Annotated in this window: 22 protein-coding genes and 1 tRNA gene; 11 read left to right on the forward strand and 12 right to left on the reverse strand. The window is 70.5% G+C overall.

Going from position 1 to position 22,640, the window contains the following annotated elements; all coding sequences use genetic code 11:
• Position 1: 1 nt before the first annotated feature.
• The gene (locus ACFE76_RS13200; protein ID WP_375432221.1) at positions 2 to 1,240 is read right to left on the reverse strand and encodes an MFS transporter; all 1,239 of its coding nucleotides are present in this window, start codon (positions 1,238 to 1,240) and stop codon (positions 2 to 4) included.
• 79 nt (positions 1,241 to 1,319) lie between these two features.
• Here ACFE76_RS13200 and ACFE76_RS13205 point away from each other — a divergent pair.
• A tRNA-Arg gene (locus tag ACFE76_RS13205) sits at positions 1,320 to 1,395 on the forward strand.
• Between the two features lie 105 nt (positions 1,396 to 1,500).
• On the opposite strand, the gene ACFE76_RS13210 is transcribed toward ACFE76_RS13205, so the two are convergent.
• Entirely contained in the window at positions 1,501 to 3,228 is a 1,728-nt protein-coding gene (locus ACFE76_RS13210; protein ID WP_375432222.1) for a GAF domain-containing sensor histidine kinase, read from the reverse strand.
• A gap of 277 nt (positions 3,229 to 3,505) precedes the next feature.
• On the opposite strand from ACFE76_RS13210, the gene ACFE76_RS13215 reads away from it, so the two are divergent.
• The 4 genes from ACFE76_RS13215 to ACFE76_RS13230 all read left to right on the forward strand — a co-directional run bounded on the left by ACFE76_RS13215 (position 3,506) and on the right by ACFE76_RS13230 (position 9,480).
• Positions 3,506 to 4,195, forward strand: a complete 690-nt coding sequence (locus tag ACFE76_RS13215; protein WP_375432223.1) for an alpha/beta fold hydrolase — start codon at positions 3,506 to 3,508, stop codon at positions 4,193 to 4,195.
• A gap of 195 nt (positions 4,196 to 4,390) precedes the next feature.
• On the forward strand, positions 4,391 to 5,884 hold the full coding sequence (locus ACFE76_RS13220) for a PrsW family intramembrane metalloprotease (protein WP_375432224.1): 1,494 nt from the start codon (positions 4,391 to 4,393) through the stop codon (positions 5,882 to 5,884).
• A gap of 49 nt (positions 5,885 to 5,933) precedes the next feature.
• Positions 5,934 to 7,805 (forward strand): dynamin family protein, encoded by a 1,872-nt coding sequence (locus ACFE76_RS13225; protein WP_375432225.1) that lies wholly within the window; start codon positions 5,934 to 5,936, stop codon positions 7,803 to 7,805.
• A gap of 16 nt (positions 7,806 to 7,821) precedes the next feature.
• Positions 7,822 to 9,480 (forward strand): GTPase, encoded by a 1,659-nt coding sequence (locus ACFE76_RS13230; protein WP_375432226.1) that lies wholly within the window; start codon positions 7,822 to 7,824, stop codon positions 9,478 to 9,480.
• A gap of 14 nt (positions 9,481 to 9,494) precedes the next feature.
• Here the strand turns inward: ACFE76_RS13230 and ACFE76_RS13235 are convergent, their stop codons facing one another.
• From ACFE76_RS13235 to ACFE76_RS13255, 5 genes are all read right to left on the reverse strand, one after another.
• Complete coding sequence (locus tag ACFE76_RS13235) at positions 9,495 to 10,253, reverse strand: ABC transporter permease (RefSeq protein ID WP_375432227.1); 759 nt, start codon at positions 10,251 to 10,253, stop codon at positions 9,495 to 9,497.
• Entirely contained in the window at positions 10,250 to 11,059 is an 810-nt protein-coding gene (locus ACFE76_RS13240; RefSeq protein WP_375432228.1) for an ABC transporter ATP-binding protein, read from the reverse strand. Before ACFE76_RS13240 ends, ACFE76_RS13235 begins: the two co-directional genes overlap by 4 nt.
• Positions 11,056 to 11,406, reverse strand: a complete 351-nt coding sequence (locus tag ACFE76_RS13245) for a DUF1048 domain-containing protein (protein WP_375432229.1) — start codon at positions 11,404 to 11,406, stop codon at positions 11,056 to 11,058. The genes ACFE76_RS13240 and ACFE76_RS13245 overlap by 4 nt, the downstream gene beginning before the upstream one ends.
• A 2-nt stretch (positions 11,407 to 11,408) precedes the next feature.
• On the reverse strand, positions 11,409 to 11,726 hold the full coding sequence (locus tag ACFE76_RS13250) for a PadR family transcriptional regulator (RefSeq protein ID WP_375432230.1): 318 nt from the start codon (positions 11,724 to 11,726) through the stop codon (positions 11,409 to 11,411).
• A 110-nt stretch (positions 11,727 to 11,836) separates the two neighbouring features.
• Positions 11,837 to 12,415: a TetR family transcriptional regulator gene (locus ACFE76_RS13255; RefSeq protein WP_375432231.1), complete on the reverse strand. Its 579-nt coding sequence runs from the start codon at positions 12,413 to 12,415 to the stop codon at positions 11,837 to 11,839.
• A gap of 94 nt (positions 12,416 to 12,509) precedes the next feature.
• Between ACFE76_RS13255 and ACFE76_RS13260 the strand changes: the two genes are divergently transcribed.
• From ACFE76_RS13260 to ACFE76_RS13270, 3 genes are all read left to right on the forward strand, one after another.
• Positions 12,510 to 13,988: an MFS transporter gene (locus ACFE76_RS13260; protein ID WP_375432232.1), complete on the forward strand. Its 1,479-nt coding sequence runs from the start codon at positions 12,510 to 12,512 to the stop codon at positions 13,986 to 13,988.
• A gap of 99 nt (positions 13,989 to 14,087) precedes the next feature.
• On the forward strand, positions 14,088 to 15,767 hold the full coding sequence (gene ettA / locus ACFE76_RS13265; protein WP_375432233.1) for an energy-dependent translational throttle protein EttA: 1,680 nt from the start codon (positions 14,088 to 14,090) through the stop codon (positions 15,765 to 15,767).
• A gap of 40 nt (positions 15,768 to 15,807) precedes the next feature.
• On the forward strand, positions 15,808 to 16,404 hold the full coding sequence (locus ACFE76_RS13270; protein WP_375432234.1) for a hypothetical protein: 597 nt from the start codon (positions 15,808 to 15,810) through the stop codon (positions 16,402 to 16,404).
• 439 nt (positions 16,405 to 16,843) lie between these two features.
• Here the strand turns inward: ACFE76_RS13270 and ACFE76_RS13275 are convergent, their stop codons facing one another.
• Both ACFE76_RS13275 and ACFE76_RS13280 read right to left on the reverse strand, forming a co-directional pair.
• The gene (locus ACFE76_RS13275; protein WP_375432235.1) at positions 16,844 to 17,470 is read right to left on the reverse strand and encodes a hypothetical protein; all 627 of its coding nucleotides are present in this window, start codon (positions 17,468 to 17,470) and stop codon (positions 16,844 to 16,846) included.
• Between the two features lie 149 nt (positions 17,471 to 17,619).
• On the reverse strand, positions 17,620 to 18,609 hold the full coding sequence (locus ACFE76_RS13280; RefSeq protein ID WP_375432236.1) for a hypothetical protein: 990 nt from the start codon (positions 18,607 to 18,609) through the stop codon (positions 17,620 to 17,622).
• Positions 18,610 to 18,755: 146 nt separating this feature from the next.
• Between ACFE76_RS13280 and ACFE76_RS13285 the strand changes: the two genes are divergently transcribed.
• Complete coding sequence (locus ACFE76_RS13285) at positions 18,756 to 19,307, forward strand: isochorismatase family protein (protein WP_375432237.1); 552 nt, start codon at positions 18,756 to 18,758, stop codon at positions 19,305 to 19,307.
• Between the two features lie 99 nt (positions 19,308 to 19,406).
• Positions 19,407 to 20,264, forward strand: coding sequence for an NAD-dependent epimerase/dehydratase family protein (locus ACFE76_RS13290; protein WP_375432238.1), 858 nt, complete (start codon positions 19,407 to 19,409; stop codon positions 20,262 to 20,264).
• A gap of 102 nt (positions 20,265 to 20,366) precedes the next feature.
• Here the strand turns inward: ACFE76_RS13290 and ACFE76_RS13295 are convergent, their stop codons facing one another.
• Positions 20,367 to 20,747 carry a class I SAM-dependent methyltransferase gene (locus ACFE76_RS13295; protein ID WP_375432239.1) on the reverse strand — a complete coding sequence of 127 codons (381 nt, stop codon included), beginning with the start codon at positions 20,745 to 20,747 and terminating at the stop codon, positions 20,367 to 20,369.
• A 205-nt stretch (positions 20,748 to 20,952) separates the two neighbouring features.
• On the opposite strand from ACFE76_RS13295, the gene ACFE76_RS13300 reads away from it, so the two are divergent.
• Complete coding sequence (locus tag ACFE76_RS13300) at positions 20,953 to 21,738, forward strand: DinB family protein (protein WP_375432240.1); 786 nt, start codon at positions 20,953 to 20,955, stop codon at positions 21,736 to 21,738.
• On the opposite strand, the gene ACFE76_RS13305 is transcribed toward ACFE76_RS13300, so the two are convergent.
• Both ACFE76_RS13305 and ACFE76_RS13310 read right to left on the reverse strand, forming a co-directional pair.
• Complete coding sequence (locus ACFE76_RS13305; protein ID WP_375432241.1) at positions 21,723 to 22,007, reverse strand: hypothetical protein; 285 nt, start codon at positions 22,005 to 22,007, stop codon at positions 21,723 to 21,725. The genes ACFE76_RS13300 and ACFE76_RS13305 overlap by 16 nt on opposite strands.
• A gap of 159 nt (positions 22,008 to 22,166) precedes the next feature.
• Complete coding sequence (locus ACFE76_RS13310) at positions 22,167 to 22,340, reverse strand: hypothetical protein (protein WP_375432242.1); 174 nt, start codon at positions 22,338 to 22,340, stop codon at positions 22,167 to 22,169.
• Between the last annotated feature and the right edge of the window lie 300 nt (positions 22,341 to 22,640).

The following is a 22,640-nucleotide window of genomic DNA, read 5'->3' on the forward strand; positions in this document are numbered from 1 at the left end:
CTCACCTTACGGTCCGGCGGCCCCGGCCGACGGCGTACACCGGCACCCAGCGCGCCAGCCAGGCGCAGCCGGCCCAGGTGAGCAGGCCCATCACCGCAGCGGCGACGGCGAGCGGGGCCACCAGGCTGACGGCGCTGATCACCAGCGGTCCGCCCGCGTTGCCGCAGTCGGCGGCCAGCCGCCAGCCGCCGAGGAACTGCGTCCGGCCGACCGCCGGGGACGCGTCCGCACCCAGGGTCATCACGATGCCGGCGCTGATCCCGTTGCCCAGTCCCATCAGGCAGGCGACCAGCGCGATGCTGGTGGCGCCGTGGCTAAGCGGCAGCAGCAGGAAGCCGAGCCCGAGCACGAGCATCGACGGGACGGCCACGTAGACCCGGCCGAAGCGGTCCATGATCGCGCCACCGGGATAGAACAGCAGCATGTCGACCCCCGCGGACACCCCGTAGATGATGCTGGTGGTGGCGGCGTCCAGCCCCTGCGCCTCGGCCCACAGCGGGATGATCGACTGTCGGGTGGACCGTGCCGCCGAGATCACCAGCACCCCCAGCCCCAGCGTCAGCAGCACCCGACGGTGCTCGCTCAGGACCGCCCGCACCGTACGTGGCCCCTCCCCGGCTGCGGCCGAGGCCGCCCGGGTCTGGCGGGTGACGTCGGGGAGAAAGGCGGTGAGGGTCGCCGCCGAGAGGCTCATCAACGCCGCGAACCCGTACGCGGCCCCGATCGCCCACGTCGAGACGATGGCCGCGCCGGCGAACGGACCGATGAACAGTCCGATCCGGAAGGTGCCGCCGAGCGTCGACAACGCGCGGGCTCGCATCCGGATCGGGACGGTCTCGGTGAGGTAGGCCTGCCGAGCCAGGCTGAAGACGGCTCCCGCCAGCCCGGTGACCAGCACCGCGAGGGCCAGCAGCACCAGCGACTGGGCCAGGAAGGCGCCGAGCAGCGCCGTCGCGTCCAGCACGCAGGCGGCCACCAGGGCGCGTTGTTCGCCGATCCGTGCCGCCAGCGCACCGGCAGGCAGGTCGCCGATCAGCTGACCGATCCCCGTCAGCGCGACCACCAGGGCGGCCACGGTCACGCTGGCCCCCAGACTGCGAGCGGAGAGGGCCACCAGCGGCAGGATCGCGCCCTGACCGATCGAGACGAGGATCGTGGGTCCGTACGCCGGGATGATCAGCGAGCGCCAGGAGACCCGGTCGGACGGGGGCTGCCCAGCAGATGCGGGGGGGCCGGTCACGCACGAAATCTAAGCGGCTGCAGCAGGACCTCAGAGTCCCGGCCGGCGCAGCCGAAGCGGATAGAATCCGACCGCACGAGCCCCCGTAGCTCAGAGGATAGAGCAGCAGCCTTCTAATCTGTCGGTCGTAGGTTCGATTCCTACCGGGGGCGCCACTGGTCAGGCCAGGTAGCCCAGCAGCCGTTCTCATCTGTCGGTCGTAGGTTCGATTCCTACCGGGGGCGCCACTGGTCTGGACAATTGGCCACCAACGCAGCCGGTCAGTCCTCGCGGCGGCTGGTGGGCCGTTCGGTGGAGGAGCTGCCAGGGTCGAGCGGGATGGACCAGCGCAACGCGGTCCCGCCGCCCTCGGGCACGTCGAGGTCGAGCTCGCCGCCGAGCAGCTCGGCCCGCATCCGGAGATTGTCGAGGCCGCTGCGCCGGGTCGCGGTGCCGATCCCCACCCCGTCGTCGATGACGGTGAGGGTGAGGGTTCTGCGGTCGGTGACGAGGGTGACGGTGAGGTGGTCGGCGTGGGCGTACCGGGCGGTGTTGGTGACGGCCTCGCGCAGGACAGCGACGATCTCGGCCCGGAGCAGAGGCGTGATCACCGTGTCGAGCGGACCCTCGAACGTGATGTGGGGGTCAAACCCGAGGCCCGGGGTGAGGGCCGTGATGAGCAGCCCGACGGCCACGGAGAAGTCTTCGACGGTCGCGGAGGGATCGATGTTCAGCTGGAAGATCGTGCTGCGCAGCTGACGGATCGAGTCGTCGATCTCGCTGACGGCCTCGCCGAGCCGGACCTGGTTCTCTGCCGAGGTGGTGGGGTCGTTGGCGTTCCTGATCTTCAGGCCCACCGCGAACAGGCTCTGGATCACGTGGTCGTGCAGGTCACGGGCGATGCGTTCGCGATCCTCGAGGATCCGCATCCGCTCGCTCAGGGTCTGCACGGCGGTCAGGTTGAGCGCGATGCTCATCTGCTGGATGAAGATGTCAGCGAGGTCGAGGTCGAGCTCGGAAAAGGCGATCCCGATCGCTCGGCGTCCACACATCAGCCAGCCGCGGACCCCGTGCTCCCCGCCGACGGGCAGCAGCATCAGGCTGTCGATCTCGTTGTTCTTCAGCATCGTGGCGAACGGGCTCGCGGATGACCGGTCGGCGGTGGCGGACAGACCCAGCAGGCCGCGGGTGGTGGTCCGGTCGAAGGTACGGAGCGGAAAGATCTCCTCGCCGCTGAACGTCTCGCTGCCCGGTCCGGCGGCGGCGACGACCTTGACCGCTTCGGGATCCTCGGGGGACGCGTGCCACCAGACCACCAGGTCGGCCTGGGCCAGCCGCTGGACCGCCGTGGTGATGATGTGTCGAGCCTCGCGGTCGTCGGCGACGGAAAGGATCCGGTTGCTGATCTCCGAAGCCCGCCGGCCGTACTCCTGGCGTCGCTTGGCTTCGTCGAAGAGCTGGGCGCTCTCGAGTGCGATCCCTGCCGTGGTCGCCAGGGTGAGCAGCGCGTCGTCGTCGGCGGCCTGGTGACCTTGGGAGAGCGCGGGACTGAGCATCAGGACCGCCAGCGTCCGGCCCCGGTAGAGCACCGGGACCGCCATCATCCCCTCGGCCCAGAGGCCTGGCAGGGGAGCTCGGAGGTCCGCCGCGGTGAAACGCGCCACCGCGCCGGGGGTGAGCCGGGGCACGAGGTCGGACAGTCCGTCGAGCTCACCGGCCCGCACCGGCATGATGATCGGGTTGATGTCACCGGCCTCCAGCTGGACGAGCTGGGTGACGACCCCGCTGGCGGTCATCACGCACAGGGCTACGTGGTTGGCGTCCACCAGCTCGCGAGCCGACCGAGCGATCCGCCGGTACAGCCCGGTCAGGTCGAACTCTCCGGCGACGGCCTGGGTGGCGGCCACCAGCAGCCGCATCCGGGCCTGCACCCGCGCAGCCTCGCTCCGCTGCCCCTCGATCGGCGTCTCTGCAGCAGCTGAGCTCAGGTGCGATGTGCCGATATTCACGGGGTAGGGCTCCTCAAAGGTGGTAATTCTCGGGTGGAAAAATACCATGTGAAACGCGTTCATCCAAGCGAAGAATGGTCCACCCTGTGTGCATAGAATAGCCTTTTCGTTCAAAAAACCACGGAACCAGTAACCAATTCGGTCTCCTTTGACGGTGGACCCACCGAGCAAGCACGAGCGGAGACCAGACGCGGCGGCAGGGGCTCGGGCGGCACGTCCTGCACGCCTCGCTGGACGGTGTGGCCGACGCTGGGGACGGGGCCGCTACTGTGCAGCCATGGCGACCGTCACGCTTCCCGGTGGGCCCACGCTGAGCTATCGGGAGTGGGGCCGACCCGACGGCGCCGTCGTCCTGCTGCTGCACGGCCTGGGCAGCTCGAGTGCCGGCTGGCGCCACCTCGCCCCCGTGCTCGGTCGACACTTCCGCTGCATCGCCCCGGACGCGCGCGGGCACGGTGGGAGTGACTGGATGCCCGACTACTCCTTCGAGGCGCTGCGCGACGACGTCGTGGGCCTGATGAAGTCGCTCGGGATCCTCGCGGCCATCCCGTACGGGCATTCGATGGGGGCGCTGACGGCCTACCTGCTCGCCGCCACCGAGCCGGACCTGGTCCGCCGGCTGGTGCTGGAGGAGATGCCGCCCCCGGACGCCGCGGTGCCGATGCGGCCCATCCCCCGGCAGCCCGACCCCACGGCCGACCATGACTGGCGGGCGGTGATCGCGGTGCACCGCTGGCGCAACGTCGACCACCCCGGCTGGTGGGACTACGCCGACGCCATCGGGGTCGACACCCTCGTGCTGGGCGGCGAGCAGAGCTATCTGCCGCAGTCACGGCTGCGAGACCTCGCGAACCGGCTGTCGCACGGGCGGTTCGAGTCCCTCGACCTGCCGCACGAGATGCACGAGGAGCGGCCGGGTGAGGTGCTGACCGTGGTCGAGCCCTTCCTCACCCGCTTCGCCAAGTAGGCCCGGAGGAGGGTGGTGTCAAACGCCGACCTACTGCGCGGCACCCGGGCACGCACCGGGCTTCGTTGCCGTCGTCGCGGAGAGAACACCGCTATCCGACTCCTCCGGCGCCTTGCCCGGCACGCACCCGGGCACCTGCTCGCTACGGCCGCCGTTTGACACCACCCTCCTAGGCCCGCAGGTACCCTGGGCCGCATGTCCGTGGCTGCCCCTGTCGCCTCCTCCCGGCGGAAGGCCGACCCGGGACAGCGGGCCCAGTTGCGCAACGGTCTGCCGCGCGAGCCCGACTCAGACGTTCCGCTGCCCAAGCGGCTGCTGAAGAGCCGGCTCAGCTGGCTCACCCTGATCATGCTGCTCGGCTACGTCGCCTGTCTGCTGCTGCTCTACCGCCAAGTCGTGCCCGACCAGGAGGTGCCCGGCGGCATCGTCCCCGGCCTCGGGACAGAGGCCGTACCGATCGCGGCCAAGTACGCGGCCGTGACCGCTATCCCGCTGTCGCTGCTCTTCCTGTGGGCCGACCGGTTCCGGCCGCAACGCTTCTGGGTCTGGCTGATGACCTTCGGTTGGGGCGCCTGTGTCGCAACCTTCGTCTCGGCCCAGGTCAACACCTGGGCCGCGTCGCACCTGAGCGTGATCGGGGACGGCGACCCGGCCACCAGCGCGCGCGCCGCGATCTACGTCGCCCCGTTCGTGGAGGAGGCCGCCAAGGCCACGGTCCTCTTCTGGCTCGCCATCCTGATGCGCTACCAGTGGGTCAGCCGGCTGAGCGGGATCGTGCTGGCCGGCCTGTCCGGAGCGGCTTTCGCCTTCGTCGAGAACATCCTCTACTACGGCCGCGCCTACCGGTACGCCGCGCGCACCTTCGGCCAGGTGCCTCCGCTGGAGGCGCTGCAGCAGACCTTCCAGCTGCGCGGCCTGCTCACCTTCTTCGGCCACCCGCTCTTCACCTCGATGACCGGCATCGGCCTCGCCGTCGCGTTGCGCAGCCGAAGCAAGATCGTCCGGGTCGTGGCTCCACTGGCCGGCTACTGCGCCGCGGCTTTTCTGCACATGGCGTTCAACACGACCGCTTCGCTGGTCCAGGGCCGCCAGCTGCTCTACATCTACCTCGGCGTCGCGCTGCCGGTGGTCATCGGCCTGGTGCTGTTCATCGTCCGCCAGCTGTTCCGCGAGGGCCGGCTGATCCGCGAGCGGCTGACCGACTACGTCCGGGTCGGCTGGCTGCCCGACGACGACCCGGCAGCCCTGTCCCGGCTGCGGACCCGGACCCGCGCCGTCTGGCACGCCCTCTTCCTCGGCCCGCAGGCGCTGCTGGCCACCGTGGGAATGCAACGAGCGGTGACCGAGCTGGCGTACCTGCGCGACGCGATGGTGCGTGGACTCGTCGACGACACCGGGCTGCAGCGGGAAAAGCTGTTGCTGGCGCGGATCCGCAACCTGCGCGGCGTGGCGATCACCCAGCCCGTCGGCCGGGCGGCCTATCCGGAGCTGCGGCGGCGCAACGCCACCGCGGCACGGACGCCGGCGTACGCCCCGGCCAGCTATCCCGGTCCGGCCGGGATCGGCGGCAACTATCCGGCTCCGTTGCCGCCTCCTGGTGTCCCGGCCGCCGCCACGGCACCGTTGGGGCAGACTGCTACCCAGTACTCCGAGGTCGACCCGACCTGGAAGCCACCCCCAGAGCAGTGAACGACAGCAGAGCAGTGAGATCAGCGGAGTAAGCAGGGAAGGACCACCGATGCCCGCCAGGGAGCTCTCGCCGCTGGAGCTCGCCCTGCAGGAGCTGCGGGCGGCCGTCGCCCCGGTCACCTTCCCGCTCCCGCTGGCCGAGGGTGCGGACTCCACCAGGGCCGTCACCGAGATCACCCGCCAGCTCGACGACTACGTGCTGCCGCGGCTGGCGACGATCGATGCGCCCCTGCTCGCGGTGGTCGGCGGCTCGACCGGCGCCGGCAAGTCCACCCTCGTCAACTCCCTCGTCGGCCGCCGGGTCTCCACGCCCGGCGTGATCCGGCCCACCACCCGGGCGCCTGTCCTGGTGCACCACAGCAGCGACGCCCCGTGGTTTGCCGACGACCGCATCCTGCCCGGGCTCGCGCGCTCGACCGGTGCCCGCAACGACGCGCAGTCGTTGCAGCTGGTCACCGACGACACCATCCCGCCCGGCCTGGCCCTGCTGGACGCGCCCGACATCGACTCCGTGGTGAGTGAGAACCGAGCGCTCGCCGCGCAGCTGCTCGCAGCCGCCGACCTGTGGCTGTTCGTCACCTCGGCCGCCCGCTACGCCGACCAGGTGCCCTGGGACTTCCTGCTGTCGGCGGCCGAACGCAGCGCCGCCGTCGCGGTCGTGCTCGACCGGGTGCCGCCGCGGGCGATGGCCGACGTGCCGCCGCACCTCGGCCAGATGATGAGCGAACGGGGGCTGGGCGGCTCGCCGCTCTTCGCCGTCCCGGAGACCGTTGTGGACGCCGACGGGCTGCTGCCGGTCGCCGCCGTCCAGCCGATCCGGAGCTGGCTCGCCACGCTCGCGGCCGACAAGACCAGCCGGACGGCGGTCGTCCACCGGACCCTGGACGGCGCGATCGCCGCCCTGGCCAGCCGGACGCCGCGGCTCGCCGCCGCCCTCGACGACCAGCTCGAGGCGGTCGACCGGCTGCGGGCCGAGGTCGACCACAGCTATGCCGAGGCCGTCCGGACCGTGCAGGTGCAGACCGCGGACGGCACCCTGCTGCGCGGGGAGGTGCTGGCCCGCTGGCACGAGTTCGTGGGGACCGGTGAGTTCTTCCGGGCGCTGGAGCAGAAGGTGGGCTGGCTGCGGGACCGGCTGGTCTCGGCCATCAAGGGTCAGCCGCCCGAGGTCGACAACCTCAAGGTCGCCGTCGAGTCGGGTCTGGAGTCGCTGATCCGGGCGGAGGCGGACGCCGCCGCCGAACGGGCCGAGTCCTCGTGGGAGGCGAACGCCGCGGGCCGAACCCTGCTCGGTCGGACCCGAGACGACCTGTCGCGTTCCTCGCCCGACTTCGACCGGGCCGTCGACCGAGTGATCCGTGACTGGCAGGGGGCCGTGCTCGACCTGGTCGCGGACGAGGGGATGAGCAAGCGGTCGCGGGCGCGCTTCCTCGCCTTCGGCGTCAACGGGATCGGTGTCGCCTTGATGATCGTGGTCTTCGCCCACACCGGCGGCCTGGTCGGCGCCGAGGTCGGCGTCGCCGGCGGGACGGCGGTGCTGGCCCAGCGGGTCCTCGAGGCGGTCTTCGGTGACCAGGCCGTACGCCGGCTGGCCGACACCGCGAAGGCCGAGCTCGACGCCCGGATCGAGGCCCTGATGTCGGCGGAGCTGTTGCGCTTCCACGCCGTGCTCGACGGGCTGCAGCTCGACCCGGCGGGCGGCGCAAGGCTCCGGGCCGCGGCCACCGCCTTGGTGACGGCCCGGCAGCAGGGCCTGCCCGTGGCCGAGCCGGAGCCGGCCCTGGCCGCAGCCCCCGAACGCGCGGCTCTCGCGGTCCCTGTCGTCCGGCAGCTGCCGGTCGGGACGGGTGCGGCCGGCGCGGACGACATCGTCGACGCCGAGCTGGTGGAACAGCCGGTCGCGCGTCAGGACCTGCGGTGACCGGGGGCCGGCGCTGATGGCGGGCAAAGGTCTGGCGCTGCTGCACCGCCGCGACGAGACCGCGCACCTGACCGGCCGGGTCCGGGCGCTGAGCGAGGCCGCCGAGCTCTGTTCGGGCCGGGTGCCGGAGCCTGCCGTCGCCGAGGCCCGTCGGGTGGTCACCCAGACCGACCGCCGGCTCGCCGTCTCGGGAGCCGCGACCGTGGTGGCGCTGGCCGGGGCGACCGGCTCGGGCAAGTCGAGCACGTTCAACGCGCTGACCGGTACCGACCTGGCCACGGTCGGCGTCCGGCGTCCCACCACCTCCACCGCGCTGGCCTGCAGCTTTGGCGACGACTCCGCCGAGGAGCTGCTGGACTGGCTGGCGATCCCGCGCCGGCACGCGCTGTCGGCCGCGCCCGACGTCGCCACCGGGCTGGACGGCCTGGTCCTGCTCGACCTGCCCGACCACGACTCGACCGAGGCCGCCCACCGGGTGGAGGTCGACCGGCTCGTGCAGCTGGTGGACATGCTGATCTGGGTGGTCGACCCGCAGAAGTACGCCGACGCCGCTCTGCACGACCGCTACCTCAAGCCGCTGGCTTCGCACGCCGAGGTGATGATGGTCGTGCTCAACCAGGTCGACACCCTCACCCCCGAGCAGCGCGACTCGTGTCTGCGCGACCTGCGCCGGCTGCTGGCCGCGGAAGGCCTCGGGTCGGCCGAGGTGCTCGGCGTCTCCGCCCGTACGGGGGAGGGGTTGTCCGCGCTGCGCAGCCGGCTCGGCCGGCGGGTGGCGGAGAAGAAGGCCGCCGCCGTCCGGCTGGCCGCCGACGTGACCGCCGCGGCGACCGGGCTGGCGGCCGCGTCCGGCGACGAGCGCGTGCCGCCGCTGCCGACCTCGGCGGTCGACGCCATGACCACCTCGCTCGCCCAGGCCGCCGCCGTCCCGGTCGTGGTGGACGCCGTGGACAAGGCCTGGCGGCTGCGGGGCGGCCTCGCGACGGGCTGGCCCGTGCTGGCCTGGCTGGCGAAGTTCAAGCCCGACCCGCTCCGCCGGCTGCACCTGGACCGGCTCGGCTCAGGGGGTCGGCGGCGCGAGATCGACCCGTCCGGTGTCGGACGGACGTCCTTGCCGGCCACCACCGGCGTCCAGCGCGCCCGGGTGGACAGTGCCCTGCGGACCCTGGCCGACACGGCGTCGGACGGAATGAGCCGAGGCTGGTCGGACGCGGTCCGCCGGGCCGTCCGGTCAGGGGAGTCGGAGCTGCCCGACGCTCTGGACCGCGCGGTGGCCGGCACCGACCTCGACCTCTCCGGGCACCGCCGCTGGTGGCGGGGTGTCCAGGTGCTGCAGTGGGTGTTGGTCGCGGCGGTGGTGGCCGGATTGGTCTGGCTGGGGTCGGCGTTCGTGCTGGCCTACCTGCGGCTGCCGCCGCTGCCGGACGTGCTCTGGTGGCGGCTGCCGGCCCCGACCGTGCTCACCCTCGGCGGGGTGCTGGCCGGGTTGCTCGTCGCGACCGTCGCGCGGATCGGGGTCGTGGTGGGGGCCCGTCGCCGCGCCGTCCGGGCCCGTACCGCGCTGCGTCGTTCGATCGCGGCCGTCACCGAACGGCTGGTGCTCGAGCCGGTGCGGACCGAGCGCGGCCGCTACGACGACGCCCGCGCCGCCCTCGACCGTGCCCGCGGCGCCTGACTGGGCCTGGTCGTTCAGGTGATCCGTCGCCGGTAGACGACCATCGCCGAGACGTAGCCGAGCACGAGGATCCCCAAGCACCAGGCGAGCGCGACCCCGATGTCGTCGCCGACCGGTCGGCCGGCGAACAGGGCCTGGATCGTGTTCACGATCGAGGTGACGGGCTGGTGCTCGGCGAAGAACCGCACCGGCCCCGGCATGGTGTCGGTCGGCACGAACGCCGAGCTGATGAACGGCAGGAAGATCAGCGGGTAGGAGAAGCCGCTGGCGCCGTCCACCGACTTCGCCGACAGCCCAGCCAGGACAGCGATCCAGGTGAGCGCCAGGGTGAACAGCGCCAGGATCCCGGCCACCGCGAGCCAGGCCAGCGGACCGGCTGAGGAGCGGAAGCCCATCGCCAGACCGACCAGCACGATGATCACCACCGAGATCGCGTTGGCGACCAGCGAGGTCAGCACGTGCGCCCAGAGCACCGACGACCGGGCGATCGGCATCGAGTGGAACCGTTCGAAGATGCCGCTCTTCAGGTCGGTGAACAACCGGATCGCGGTGTACGCGATGCCGGACGCGATCGCGATCAGCAGGACCCCCGGCAGCAGGTAGTCGACGTAGTGGTCGGTCGGGGTCCGGATGGCCCCGCCGAACACGTAGACGAACATGGCCAGGATGGCGACCGGCGTGATCGCGGTGGTGATGATCGTGTCCGGGCTGCGCGCGATGTGGCGCAGCGAGCGGCCGAGCAGGGCGGGGGTGTCGCCGAGCAGCACGCTCATGACGCCTGTTCCTGCCGTGTCGTCGTGGGCTGACCGTCGCCGACGAGGGCGAGAAAGATGTCCTCCAGGGTCGGCTGGACCTCCACGTACTCGACTGTCGCGGGCGGGAGCAGCTGTTTCAGCTCGGCCAGCGTGCCGTTGGCGATGATGCGCCCCTCGTGCAGGATGGCGATCCGGTCGGCCAGCTGTTCGGCCTCGTCGAGGTACTGCGTGGTGAGCAGCACCGTGGTGCCCTGGGCGGCGAGCGACCGGATGATCTGCCACACCTCGAGCCGCGCGGCCGGGTCGAGCCCGGTGGTCGGCTCGTCGAGGAAGATCACTCTCGGCGCTCCGATCAGGCTCATCGCGATGTCCAGCCGGCGGCGCATCCCGCCGGAGTAGGTCGCCACCCGGCGCGAGCCTGCCTCGAGGAGGTGGAAGCGGGCGAGCAGGTCGTCCGCCACCCGGCCCGGGTCGCGCTGATGACGCAGCTTGGCCACCAGCACCAGGTTCTCCCGACCGGACAGGATCTCGTCGACCGCGGCGAACTGGCCGGTCAGGCTGATCGACTCACGCACCCGTCGAGGCTCCGACGTGACGTCGAAACCCTCGACGGTGGCGGTGCCGGCGTCTGGTAGGAGCAGCGTGCAGAGGATCCTCACCACCGTCGTCTTGCCGGCTCCGTTCGAGCCGAGCAGCGCGAAGATGCTGCCCGGTGCCACGTCGAAGGTGACCCCGCGCAGGACCGCCAGCTCGGCGTAGGACTTGGCCAGGTCGTGCACCCGGATCGCCGGGCCCGGGTCGGCCACGGTCGTCGCGCTGGTCACGAGCGGTGCTCCTCGCGTGCGCTGCGGTCGATCGCCGCAGTGAGCCGGTCCCGCTCCCGGACGATCCACTGACCCACCGGGTAGTTCCGGCGGAACGCCTCGGCGAACTCCACCGGGTCGTCCCCGACGATCGCGCGGACGGGGGTGCCGTTCGCCGCGCTCTCCTCGAAGAGCTCGGCCAGGTCCGTCAGCATGACCAGCAGCTCGGAGCCCTTTCCCGGCCCGAAGTACATCAGGTAGCGCTCCAGCGCCTCGATCGCGGTGCGATAGCTCGCGGGCAGCCGGCCGGTCCGCGCCTTGTACTGCCGGTAACGCCTTTTTTCGTCGACCATCCGGTTGATCCACACGGTCAGACCCCCTTCTCTCGCAGCTGGTCGAGCTGCTCGGACAAAAAGCTCCATGTTTTCCAGAACTCCTCTAGCTCTGCTGCGCCGGCGGTGTTGAGCGAGTACACCTTTCGCGGCGGTCCCTTCTCCGACGGGCGCTTCTCGACGTCGACGAGGCCCTTCTGCTCGATCCGGATGAGCAGCGCGTAGACGGTGCCCTCCGCGATCTCGGAAAAGCCTCGGGCGCGGAGCAGCGTCGTGATCTCGTACCCGTAGGCCGGCCGGCCTTGGAGCAGCGCAAGGACGATGCCCTCCAGCGTTCCCTTGAGCAGCTCGGTCATCTGTCTGACCACCCGGGTACCCGCTTCCATTACTCAGTGTTGCTAGTTACTAGTACACAGTAGCGCTAAGTAGCGAAAGCACAAGCCCGTTTCTTGGGTCGAGGAGAGGCCTAGCTGACGTCGGTCGCCGGGGTAGCGACGAGCCGGCGTGCGGCCTCGACCGCGGCGCGGCGGTGGTCGGCGACGCTGGTCTGGATCAGCTCCGGCGGGATCGGGGTCTGGATCCAGGCGTGCGCGATCGAGAACAGCAGCTCGAGCAGGTCCTCGGGCTGCCAGCGGGGGTCGACGGTCCCGAGCCGCTGAGCTTCGCGGAGAGCCTCGACCTTGGCGTCCGGGGTGGCGACGCCGTCCGGCAGCCGATAGGGGATCTGCTCCAGCCGGGCCCAGGTGAGCATCCGTAGCTGCTCGGGATGGGCCTCGGAGTGGTCGAAGGCGGCGCCGACAAAGTCCGTGACATGGCGCGGGTCGAGCTGGACGGCGTCGTGAAAGTCGGCCGCGTCCTGGTCGAGGACGGCCTGGAAGAGCGTGGCCTTGTCACGGAAGTGGGCGTAGAGCCGTTCCTTGCTGGCGTTGGCCTCGTGGGCGATGCGGTCGATGCGTGCGCCGGCCAGGCCGTGGGTGGCGAACTCGGTGCGTGCCGCCTGCAGGATGCGGCTCCGGACGTCGACGCTGAACGTGGCGGAGGTCATAGCCGCAGCCTAGACGAACCGAACTAGTTCGTTTGAATTCCCGCCTCGGTCGTCTTAGGGTGAGAACACCGCCTGCTCGAAGAGATGAGAGATCATGTCCGCACCCCCACGCCCTGACGTCACGACCGACGTCACCGCTCCGACGGAGGTCGCGCCCCGGAGCCGCTGGCTGATCCTCATGGTCGTCGCCCTCGCCCAGCTGACCGTGGTGCTGGACGCGACCATCGTCAACATCGCTCTCCCGGCGGCCCAGACCGACCTCGGCATGACCGACGGACAGCGCGGCGCCGTCGTCACCGTCTACGCACTCGCCTTCGGCGCCCTGCTGCTGCTCGGTGGCCGGATCGCCGACTACTGGGGGCGCAAGCGCTCGTTCATCGTCGGCATGGCCGGCTTCGCCATCGCCTCTGGTCTCGGCGGGGTGGCCACCTCGGGCACGATGCTGCTGCTGGCCCGCGGCTTCCAGGGCGCGTTCGCCGCACTGCTGGCCCCGGCCGCGCTCGCGGTGCTCTCGGTGACCTTCCCCTCCGGCCGCGACCGGGTCCGCGCCTTCGCCGTCTACGGCACCATCGGCGGTGGTGGGGCGGCCGTTGGGCTGGTGCTCGGCGGGGTGCTGACGGAGTACCTGAGCTGGCACTGGTGCCTGCTGGTCAACGTGCCGATCGCTGCGGTCGCCATCCTGGCCGCGATCCCGCTGCTCCGCGAGAGCAGGGCCGACGGCGACACCCACTACGACATCCCCGGCGCGGTCCTGGTCACCGTCGGGCTGGCGTCGCTGGTCTACGGCTTCTCCCGCGCCGAGTCCGGCTGGGGCAGCTGGGACACCATCACCTTCCTGGCGGTCGGGGTGCTGCTGATCGCGGCCTTCGTCCGCGTCGAGGCCAAGGTGTCGCACCCGCTGCTGCCGCTGCGCGTGCTGACCAACCGGGTCCGCGGCGGCGCGTACCTTGTCTCGGTCTTCGTGGGCGCGGCGCTGCTCGGAGCCCTGCTCTACCTGACGTTCCACTTCCAGATCGTGCTCGGCATGACGCCGTTGCAGGCCGGGTTGGCGTCGCTGCCGATGACGGCCGCGATCGTGGTCACCGCGCCGCTCGTCTCCCGGCTGCTCGGCACCGTGGGTCCGCGGGTCCTGATGACCGCCGGCCCGCTGGTGGCCGCCGCGGGCCTGCTGTGGCTGAGCCAGATCAGCGTCGGCGGCTCGTACGCGGCCGAGGTGCTGCCCGGCCAGCTGTTGCTGGGGGTTGGTCTCGCCCTGGTCTTCGTGCCGTTGCAGAATGTCGCCCTGCTGGGCATCGAGCCACGCGACTCCGGGGTGGCCAGCGCGGCCGTCACCGCCACCCAGCAGATCGGTGGCTCCATCGGTACCGCGGTGTTCACCGCCATCTACGCCTCCGTGGTCGCGTCGTCGATCGCGACCAGCGGCCCCAGCCTGAAGGCTCTGGTCGACGGCTACTCCTCGGTCTTCATCGCCGGCGCCGTCGGGCTGATCATCGCCGCGCCCGTCGCGTGGTTCCTGATCAAGGTCGACCGCAGCACCTTCACCGTCGACGAGGGTGCGGTCCACCTCGGCTGACCAGAGGCGCCTCGGGCGCTGGCATACTGGGCGGCTGCAGGGCCTACCCGACTCCTCTTCCGGCCCGCTCCCGCTCGCTTCAGCAAAGGTCTGCTCAACATGCCTGAGTTCGTCTACTCGATGCACAACGTCCGCAAGGCCCTCGGTGACAAGGTCATCCTCGACAACATCACCCTGTCCTTCTACCCGGGCGCCAAGATCGGCGTCGTCGGCCCGAACGGCGCCGGCAAGTCGACGCTGCTCAAGCTGATGGCTGGTCTGGAGAACCCCAACAACGGCGACACCATCCTGGCCAAGGACGCGTCGGTGGGCATCCTGCTGCAGGAGCCGCCACTGACCGAGGGCAAGACGGTGCTCGAGAACGTCGAGGAGGCCGTCGCCGACATCAAGACGCTGCAGCGCCGGATGGACGAGCTCGGTGTCGCCATGGGCGAGCCGGACGCCGACTTCGACGCGTTGATGGCTGAGATGGGCGACGTCCAGACCGAGCTCGACAACCGCAACGCCTGGGACATCGACTCCCAGCTCGAGCAGGCGATGGACGCGCTGCGCTGTCCGCCGCCGGACGCGCTGGTCGACGTGCTCTCTGGGGGAGAGCGGCGCCGGGTCGCGCTGTGCAAGCTGCTGCTGCAGCAGCCGGACCTGTTGCTGCTCGACGAGCCCACCAACCACCTCGACGCCGAGTCGGTGCACTGGCTGGAGGGCCACCTCAAGGCGTACGCCGGCGCCGTCCTGGCCGTGACGCACGACCGGTACTTCCTGGACAACGTCGCCGAGTGGATCCTCGAGATCGACCGCGGCAAGACCCACCCGTACGAGGGCAACTACTCCACCTACCTCGACTCCAAGCGGGCGCGCCTGCAGGTCGAGGGCAAGCGGGACGCCAAGCGGGCCAAGATCCTCGAACGCGAGCTCGACTGGGCGCGGTCCAACCCCAAGGCCCGACAGGCCAAGAACAAGGCCCGGCTGATGCGGTACGAGGAAATGGCTGCTGAGGCCGACCGCAACCGCAAGCTGGACTTTGAGGAGATCAACATCCCGGCCGGGCCGCGGCTGGGCAGCACGGTGCTGGACGCGGACAAGCTGGTCAAGGGCTTCGGCGACCGGCTGCTGTTCGAGGGGCTCAGCTTTTCGCTGCCCCGCGCCGGCATCGTCGGCGTGGTCGGGCCGAACGGTGTCGGCAAGTCGACCCTGTTCAAGATGATCGTCGGGGAGGAGGCGCCCGACTCCGGCAGCCTCCGGCTGGGCGAGACGGTCAAGTACTCCTACGTCGACCAGAGCCGGTCCGGTCTGGACGAGAAGAAGAACGTGTGGGAGCTCGTCTCTGACGGCCTGGACTACGTCAAGGTCGGCAGCTTCGAGGTGCCGTCGCGGGCGTACGTCGCGTCGTTCGGCTTCAAGGGCCCCGACCAGCAGAAGCCCTCGGGCGTGCTGTCGGGTGGGGAGCGGAACCGCCTCAACCTGGCCCTGACGCTGAAGATGGGCGGCAACCTGCTGCTGCTCGACGAGCCGACCAACGACCTGGACGTCGAAACCCTGCAGTCCATGGAGGACGCCCTGCTGGAGTTCCCGGGCTGCGCCGTGGTGATCTCCCACGACCGGTGGTTCCTGGACCGGGTCGCCACCCACATCCTGGCCTGGGAGGGCGACGACGACGACCAGGCCCAGTGGTTCTGGTTCGAGGGCAACTACGCCGACTACGAGTCCCACAAGATCGCCCGGCTCGGCGCCGAAGCCGCTCGTCCGCACCGGGCCACCCACCGCCGGCTGACTCGCTGACCGTCCGGGGCTGAATCAGGAACGGCAGGCACATCACGTGATGGCGCAGGACCGGTTCGTGGTGACGCCGTGGTTCGCCAACGACTCCTCGGCTTCAGCACGCGCCCTCGTGCTGCCGGGCGGCGGTTACACCGTTGACCACCCGGTGCTGTTCTGGTCCTGCCAGGTGTTGGCTCAGGCAGGGTACCGGGTGGTCACCATGCGGTGGCAGCCTGACGACCGAGCCGAGACGGACCCGCGAGCCTTCGTCGAGGAGGGCGCGGACGTCCTCGACGCCGCGGCCGGCCCGGCGCCGGTCACGCTCGTCGTGGGCAAGTCCCTCGGGACGTATGCCGCGGGTTGGGCCTCCGTTCGCAGGTATCCGGCCGTTTGGCTGACTCCGGTGCTGACAGATGAGTCGGTCGCGGCTGCCCTGAACACCTACTCAGCGCCCGGGCTCTTGATCGGCGGCACCGACGACGGGCTCTGGGACCCCGCAGCGGCGAAAGCCACGCCGCTTGAGGTGCTGGAGCTGTCGGGCGCGGATCACGCACTCCACCACCGAGGCGACTGGCGTACGTCGGTCACCACCTTGAAGCGAACGCTGGAGGCCGTGGAGGCTTTCGCCGTGGAGCAGAGGTGGGCGTTGCCCACGTGAGCGGTCAGGCTCACGACCGCTCGTCGGCGTACCCGAGAGCCTCGTGGTACTCGGGGAGCCGGATGAGTACCTGCCCGTCCGCGACGGCGAACCGGACGACGACCGACCGCGGGCCTCGGCCGGAGCAGTAGGAGAGTCGCCCATCGTGCGCGACGGTCGAGGGTGCTGCCTCGACCGTAGGGTCAGGAGCTCCCGCCACTCGCGGGGCGGGTGCGGTTCGGCTGCGTCATGCTGTGCGTCTTCTTCGTTCCAGGGGGACTCCCAGTCAACGCCCCGAAAGGCCGACAGGGAAGAGGTTGGCCGACGTCCTGGCCGGTCGAACCGGCGAGGCGCCTCTACGCCAGGAGGCATCCCTGGCGCCACGAGGCACCCACTACTTCCGTCGCCGCGTTGCGCAAAGGGTGCCTCGTGCTCGTCAAGGAGCTCCGCCTACTGAGGATCAACGAACCGGCGCCGTCGCGTCGCCACTCGAGCTCGTCGGATGAATGCCTTGGGCCGCCGCGTTGGCGAGGAGTCGGGGATTACCCCGGCGGACTTGCAGCGCCAGAGCGACGTAGGCGATGGCGCCGACCAGGTAGAACCACCGGCTGCGGTCGGTCTGGATGAAGAAGTTGGCCAGGAACAGCACGCCGGCGACGATGAGGAGGATGGAGCGGCCGCGCCCTCCTCTGTGGTCGGCGTTCAGGTTCACGATCGTCTGGGCGACCGCCCGGCTCTCGTCCGGCAGCATCTCGTGGCGGCGTAGCGCTTTGGTGACCTGACGCACCTGGCTCGGGCTGGCTGTCTCCATCAGTTCCCGGGACCGGCCTTTGCTCTGGATCCTCCATGAGACGGCGGCGGTGACCAGGAGCAGGACAGCCGGCAGCACAACCAGCAGAATCACGGGTGCCCACGACCAGCCGCGGCCCGCGCGCTGGTTCAGGATCAGCAGCTCGACGAGGAGGGCGATCACCAGGGTGCCGCCAATGACGCCGAACCTGGCGACATGGCGGCGACGCCAAACCCCTAGTGACGCGGCACGGTCGGTCAGATCGCCATGTCCCGGGCGACGTTGCTGCGGGTCCACGGCGTCAGCACCCCACAGGGGCGGGGCTGCGGGCCCGCAACGATCATGAGCCAACGAGCCACCCTTCAGGGGACGAGGCACCCACTACTTCCGTCGCCTCGTTGCGCAGAGGGTGCCTCGTGGGCGTCAGGGAGCCGGCGGCGGCTCGCTCAGGGGTCGCAGGCGGAGATGTCGTCGACGGTGGGGGCGCATTCGGTGCTGATACCGCCGAAGGTCTCCTTGGTCCACTCGCCGTGCCGGACCAGGAAAGAGACGCGGAGGCCGTCGACGTAGCTGTCGGCGCCGGGGGCGTCGGCGCTCGCGGACAGCCACGCCTGCAGGTCGCGGGTCTGTTGGGTGTCGACCCAGCCGAGCGTCTCCGTCATCGTCTGCACCCAGTGGCTGCGGGTCCGGATGTGCAGGGTTGAGGTGACGCTGAGGTGCACCGAGGTCGTGTAGGCGTCGGCGCCTTGCAGCCACAGGTCGTCGCCGTAGCCGCCGTCGGAACGGCCGCAGCTGCGGATGGTCTGTACCTGCGGCGTCATGCAGGTGTAGCCGTGCGCCTCGGCAGCGGCCGCCAAGGCGTCGACGGGAAGGGCGAGGGTTGCTGGTGATGGCTTCAGACCTGGCCCGGGGCTACCGGCGGCGCGGAGCGTCGAGTCCGCTGCGTCGCCCGTGCCGATGGTGGCGGTGCCCCACGTGAGGTTGAGCACCGCATCCTCACCCGCGCCGGCCGCAGCGACGACCTGGGCTTGGTCGACGGCCGGCAGACCGAGTGCCTGCCCCACGACGTTCAGCACCTGGCGGTGCGTTTCGGCGCGCGTCAGGCCCTGGTCGATGGTGGTGCGGACGAGCTGGATGAACCCGGTCTCGGCGGCCGCCACCAGCTGCACCTGTGAGGTGGTGACCCCCCGCACGTGGCTGCATGACCTGGTGACCGTGTGTGGCGTCGTGATCGCGTCGGCGCAGGAATAGCCGTGACGGCGCAAGCCGTCAGTGGCGACCTGGACCTGGCCAAGGAGAGGGGCGGCGGTATCGGCCACGGATCCGCTGGTCCACTTCTCCCGCAGGGCGAAGGGCGCCAAGCCGACGAGGACCAGTCCGGCCAACGCCACCAGCACCGAGATCCCGACGGCGCGCAGGATCCGGCCGAGAGTCACGACCTGCCTCCTCGGGTGTTCGGGACGGTAGCGGCCGACCACGGCGGCCAGGGGAACCGTCGCTGGCTGGTCCTGGCGTCGTACCGTGGCGCCAGGGGCCGATCGTAGGGGAGGGGACCGGCCCGGTCAGTGGAGGAGCCAAATCTGTGACCACTCTGGAAGGCCGTCGTGCTCGTGCGTTGCTCGTCGTGGACGTGCAGACGGGCGTCGTCGACGGTGCGTACCGACGCGACGAGGTGATCGGCACCGTTGGTGACCTCGTCCAACGGGCGCGTGCCGCCTCGGTCCCGGTGGTGTGGGTCCAGCACCACGACCAGGGGCTGGTCCGCGGCAGCGAAGCCTGGCAGTGGGTCGCCGGCCTCGGCCCGACCGGAGCCGAACCCGTCGTCGAGAAGTCGTTCGGCGACGCCTTCGCCGACACCGAGCTGGAGCCGACGCTCGCCGGCCTCGACGTCTCCGAGATCATCCTGGTCGGCGCCGCGAGCGAGCAGTGCATTCGCTGCACCATGCACAGTGCCGTCATCCGTGGCTACGACGTCTCGCTGGTGGTGGGCGGCCACACAACAACCGATCTCACCGAGTACGGGCTCCCCGAGCCTGCGGTCGTGGTCGGCTTCATCGACTCGGTCGCCCAGTTCGGCATGGAGTGGCCGGGTCGCCACGCCCGCTCGGTCGAACCGGCGCAGCTCGGCTTTTGACCATCGCGCAGCGGCCCGCTGCTGAGCCCGACCTCGCCCTCGCCGGCCCTCGTGTCAGGCTCTCGGGGGATCCACATCGACGAAAGAGGGTGTTGCGCGATGAAGGTGGTCGTCACCGGAGGTAACGGTCGGGCTGGACGATGGGTCGTCCGCGACCTGGCCGAGGCCGGCCACGAGGTGGTCAACCTCGACCTGGCCGCTCGGCCGGACCTGGCGCTGCCGGGAGAGTTCTGCCGAGTCGACCTGACGAACGCGGGCCAGGTGTACGACGTGCTTGCCCAGTTCCGGCCCGACGGGATCGCCCACCTCGCGGCCAATCCCGCACCCCGCGGCCATGCCCGGGTCGACGTCTTCGACAACAACGTGGTCAGCGCCCACAACCTGCTGCAGGCGGCCGGCGACCTCGGCACGGCGCGCGTCGTCTACGCTTCCAGCGAGATGGCGACCGGGCTGCTGACCGACGGAGCCGCCCCGGCCCAGATCCCCTTCGACGAGAGCGAACGCCGGCCCTCACCCAACGCCTACGCGCTGAGCAAGTTCATCAGCGAGGTGATCGTCGACTCGCTCGTGCTGGCCCACCCCGAGACCGCCTGGGTCGGGCTGCGGATCAACAACGTGATCGACCCCGACGGCTACGACGTGTTCCGGTCAGAGTGGGACGACCCCGGCCTGAGCAGCTCGAACTTCTGGAGCTACATCGACGCCCGCGACGTCGGCACCGCGTACCGAGCCGCCCTCGAGGGCCAGAGCACCGGTCACGAGGTGTGCCTCATCGCAGCCGCGGACACGCGGGCCCGGCGCGGCCTCCGCGAGCTGATGGCGCAGTACTACGACGGCTACGACCGCTTCGCCGCCGGTCATGACGACTTCGGCTCGGCGTTCGACTGCGCCAAGATGCGGGCCCTGTTCGGCTGGACCCCCACCTATTCGTGGCGGGACGTTCTCAGCACGGACTGACCAGATGGGGCGGCGACGCGCGTCGAGCGACGAAGACGAGCTCACGTCCCGGCCGGTCGGGGGCGTCGCGGATGTCGACGACGGTCACGTCGGTCCAGGTGGTCACCGCACCGACGATCGGGAGGACGACGGTGCGTTCGGTCGCACCCCGGGTCCACTCCTCCCAGGCCGCGCCGCAGGATGGCGGGTCTCGAACAGGAGCGTCCCGCCGGGGACGAGCGACCGGTGGATCGCGTCGAGCGTCGCCGACCAGTCCTGCGGATGGGCGATGGCCTGCGCGACGTTGGCCGTCATGGTGGCGACGTCCCGGTCCGACAACGCCAGGACGCGGGTGTCGCCATCGAGCCATCGCACCCGGTCTGAGCCGGGCTTGGCCCGCGCGACCGCCAGCGATGCCGCCGCGGGGTCGAGGCCGACGACGTCGAACCCCTGATCAGCCAGCAGCAAGGCGAAGGTGCCGGTACCGCATCCGACGTCGAGCACCCGTCGGCCGCCGAGCTCTGCGACCAAACCCAGGTAGCACGTCAGGTCGCCGCGATCCGGGTCGAGGGAGTCGTAGATGGCCGCCAGCCGCGGATGTCCGAACTCTGCGTCGACGACCGCTAGCCAAGCGTAGGTCCACGATCGGCGGCAACCTCGGGGTCCTGCTGCTCTCGCCGGGCGTACCAGGATCCGCCAGACTGCCCCCATGGCTGTCGAGTACGCCCAGAGTGACCAGTTCCGTGGTGCCCGCATCCACCTGTGCGACCTCGCCGGCCTGGAGATCCGCGACTGCGAGGTCAGCGGGCTGAGGGTCGTCGACTGCTACGGGAGCGACGTCTCCCTGAGCGGGGACTTCGCGCGGGTCGTCGTCAACGACGTCGACGTGACCGCCTACGTCGAGGCAGAGCTGGACCGGCAGCACCCCGTACGCATCCTGGTCCGCGACGCGGCGACCGCCGAGGACTACCGGGCGGCCTGGACGGCGATCGAGACGCTGTGGCAGGAAACGATCGACCGTGCCCAGGCGATGCCCGAGGAGGAGCTGTACGAGCAGGTCGACGGGGAGTGGTCGTTCGTCGAGACGCACCGCCACCTGCTGTTCGCCAGCGACGCCTGGCTCGGCAACGCCGTGCTCGAGGAGGACGCGCCCTACCATCCCTGGGGCCTGCCGGCCGGCGGGATGCCGGCGGAGGAGGCCTCGGCGCTCGGGCTCACCATGGGCGCCACCCCGACGCTCGACGAGGTGCTGGTCCCGCGGCTCGCCCGGATGGCCGCCATGAGGCGGGTCGTGGACGGGCTCACCGATGCCGAGCTCGACCGGCTGTGTGGTCGGAAGCCGGCCGACCCGTACCCCGACCAGGAGTACGTGGTGCGCCGCTGCCTCCGCGTCGTGCTTCAGGAGGAGGTCGAGCATCACCGTTACGCGGTGCGCGACCTGGCTGCGCTCCAGACGCGGGCGCAAGGTAGAGCGACGCGCTATAAGCCCTCCTGATTGGTGGATTGTTCGCGGGCTCTGTTCCTCCGCGTGATGAGGACATAGAAGACAAGGCCGACTCCGCCGGTCACGAGGGGGGCCACTCCGGCCGAAGCTGATCGCAGGACGAGCAGCACCACACCCAAGACGATGAGAGAGATGGAGAGAGCGACCAGCAGGCTGCCGGCTCGCTTGCGCCGCACCTTCGACGCCGGTTCATACCAGGCTCCTGGGTATTGCTCGACGAGACCAATACTCTGCGCCAGTCGTTCGACCCTTCTCGCCACGTTTGGAGGCTACGCCGCGCCAGGCGGAAGCACAGGAAATCGGCGATCCGCGGTAGCGAGGCGTTAATGCCGCAGTGTTGGCTTAGCCCGGGATGGTGATCCACCAACGGTCGTCGTGGCGGATCAGCCGACTGAGTGGGGTCGCAAAGGGCTTCCCGCTCAGGGTGATCGCACCGTTCTCGACGGTGGCGGTGTCCCCGTCACGTCGATCTCTTCCTCGTCGACGCGCGCTTGACCGAGCTGCTTCGCCGCTTTGGTGACGGACGGTTGAGAGAGGGTGACCTCGCATCCGCCCTGCTCCTTGAGTGCGTCCAGCAGCGGCTGGTCGAACAACTGGCAGGCCTGCTCGACTTCCCCGCGTGATACTCGCTGGAGGAACGCCTCTACGAGGCTCTTCGGTGACCGCTGTGCGTCGGTGGCCGACGAGGAAGGCGTTGCACTGCTCGCTGAGGATGCGGCCGCCCCACCACTGATTGGTCCGCTCGAAGGCTCCGATCCCGGCTGCTGACCTCCGCCCGAACACCCAGCGAGGAGGCCCATCAGAGCTGCGACAGCCACTAGGTAGGCCGGTGGCTCGGTCGCGCAGCGGGAAGCGGAATGGCCTCAACACGCGCCGTGTCGCATCCCGAGAGA

Source organism: uncultured Friedmanniella sp. (genome assembly GCF_964244005.1).
Classification (GTDB): domain Bacteria; phylum Actinomycetota; class Actinomycetes; order Propionibacteriales; family Propionibacteriaceae; genus Microlunatus.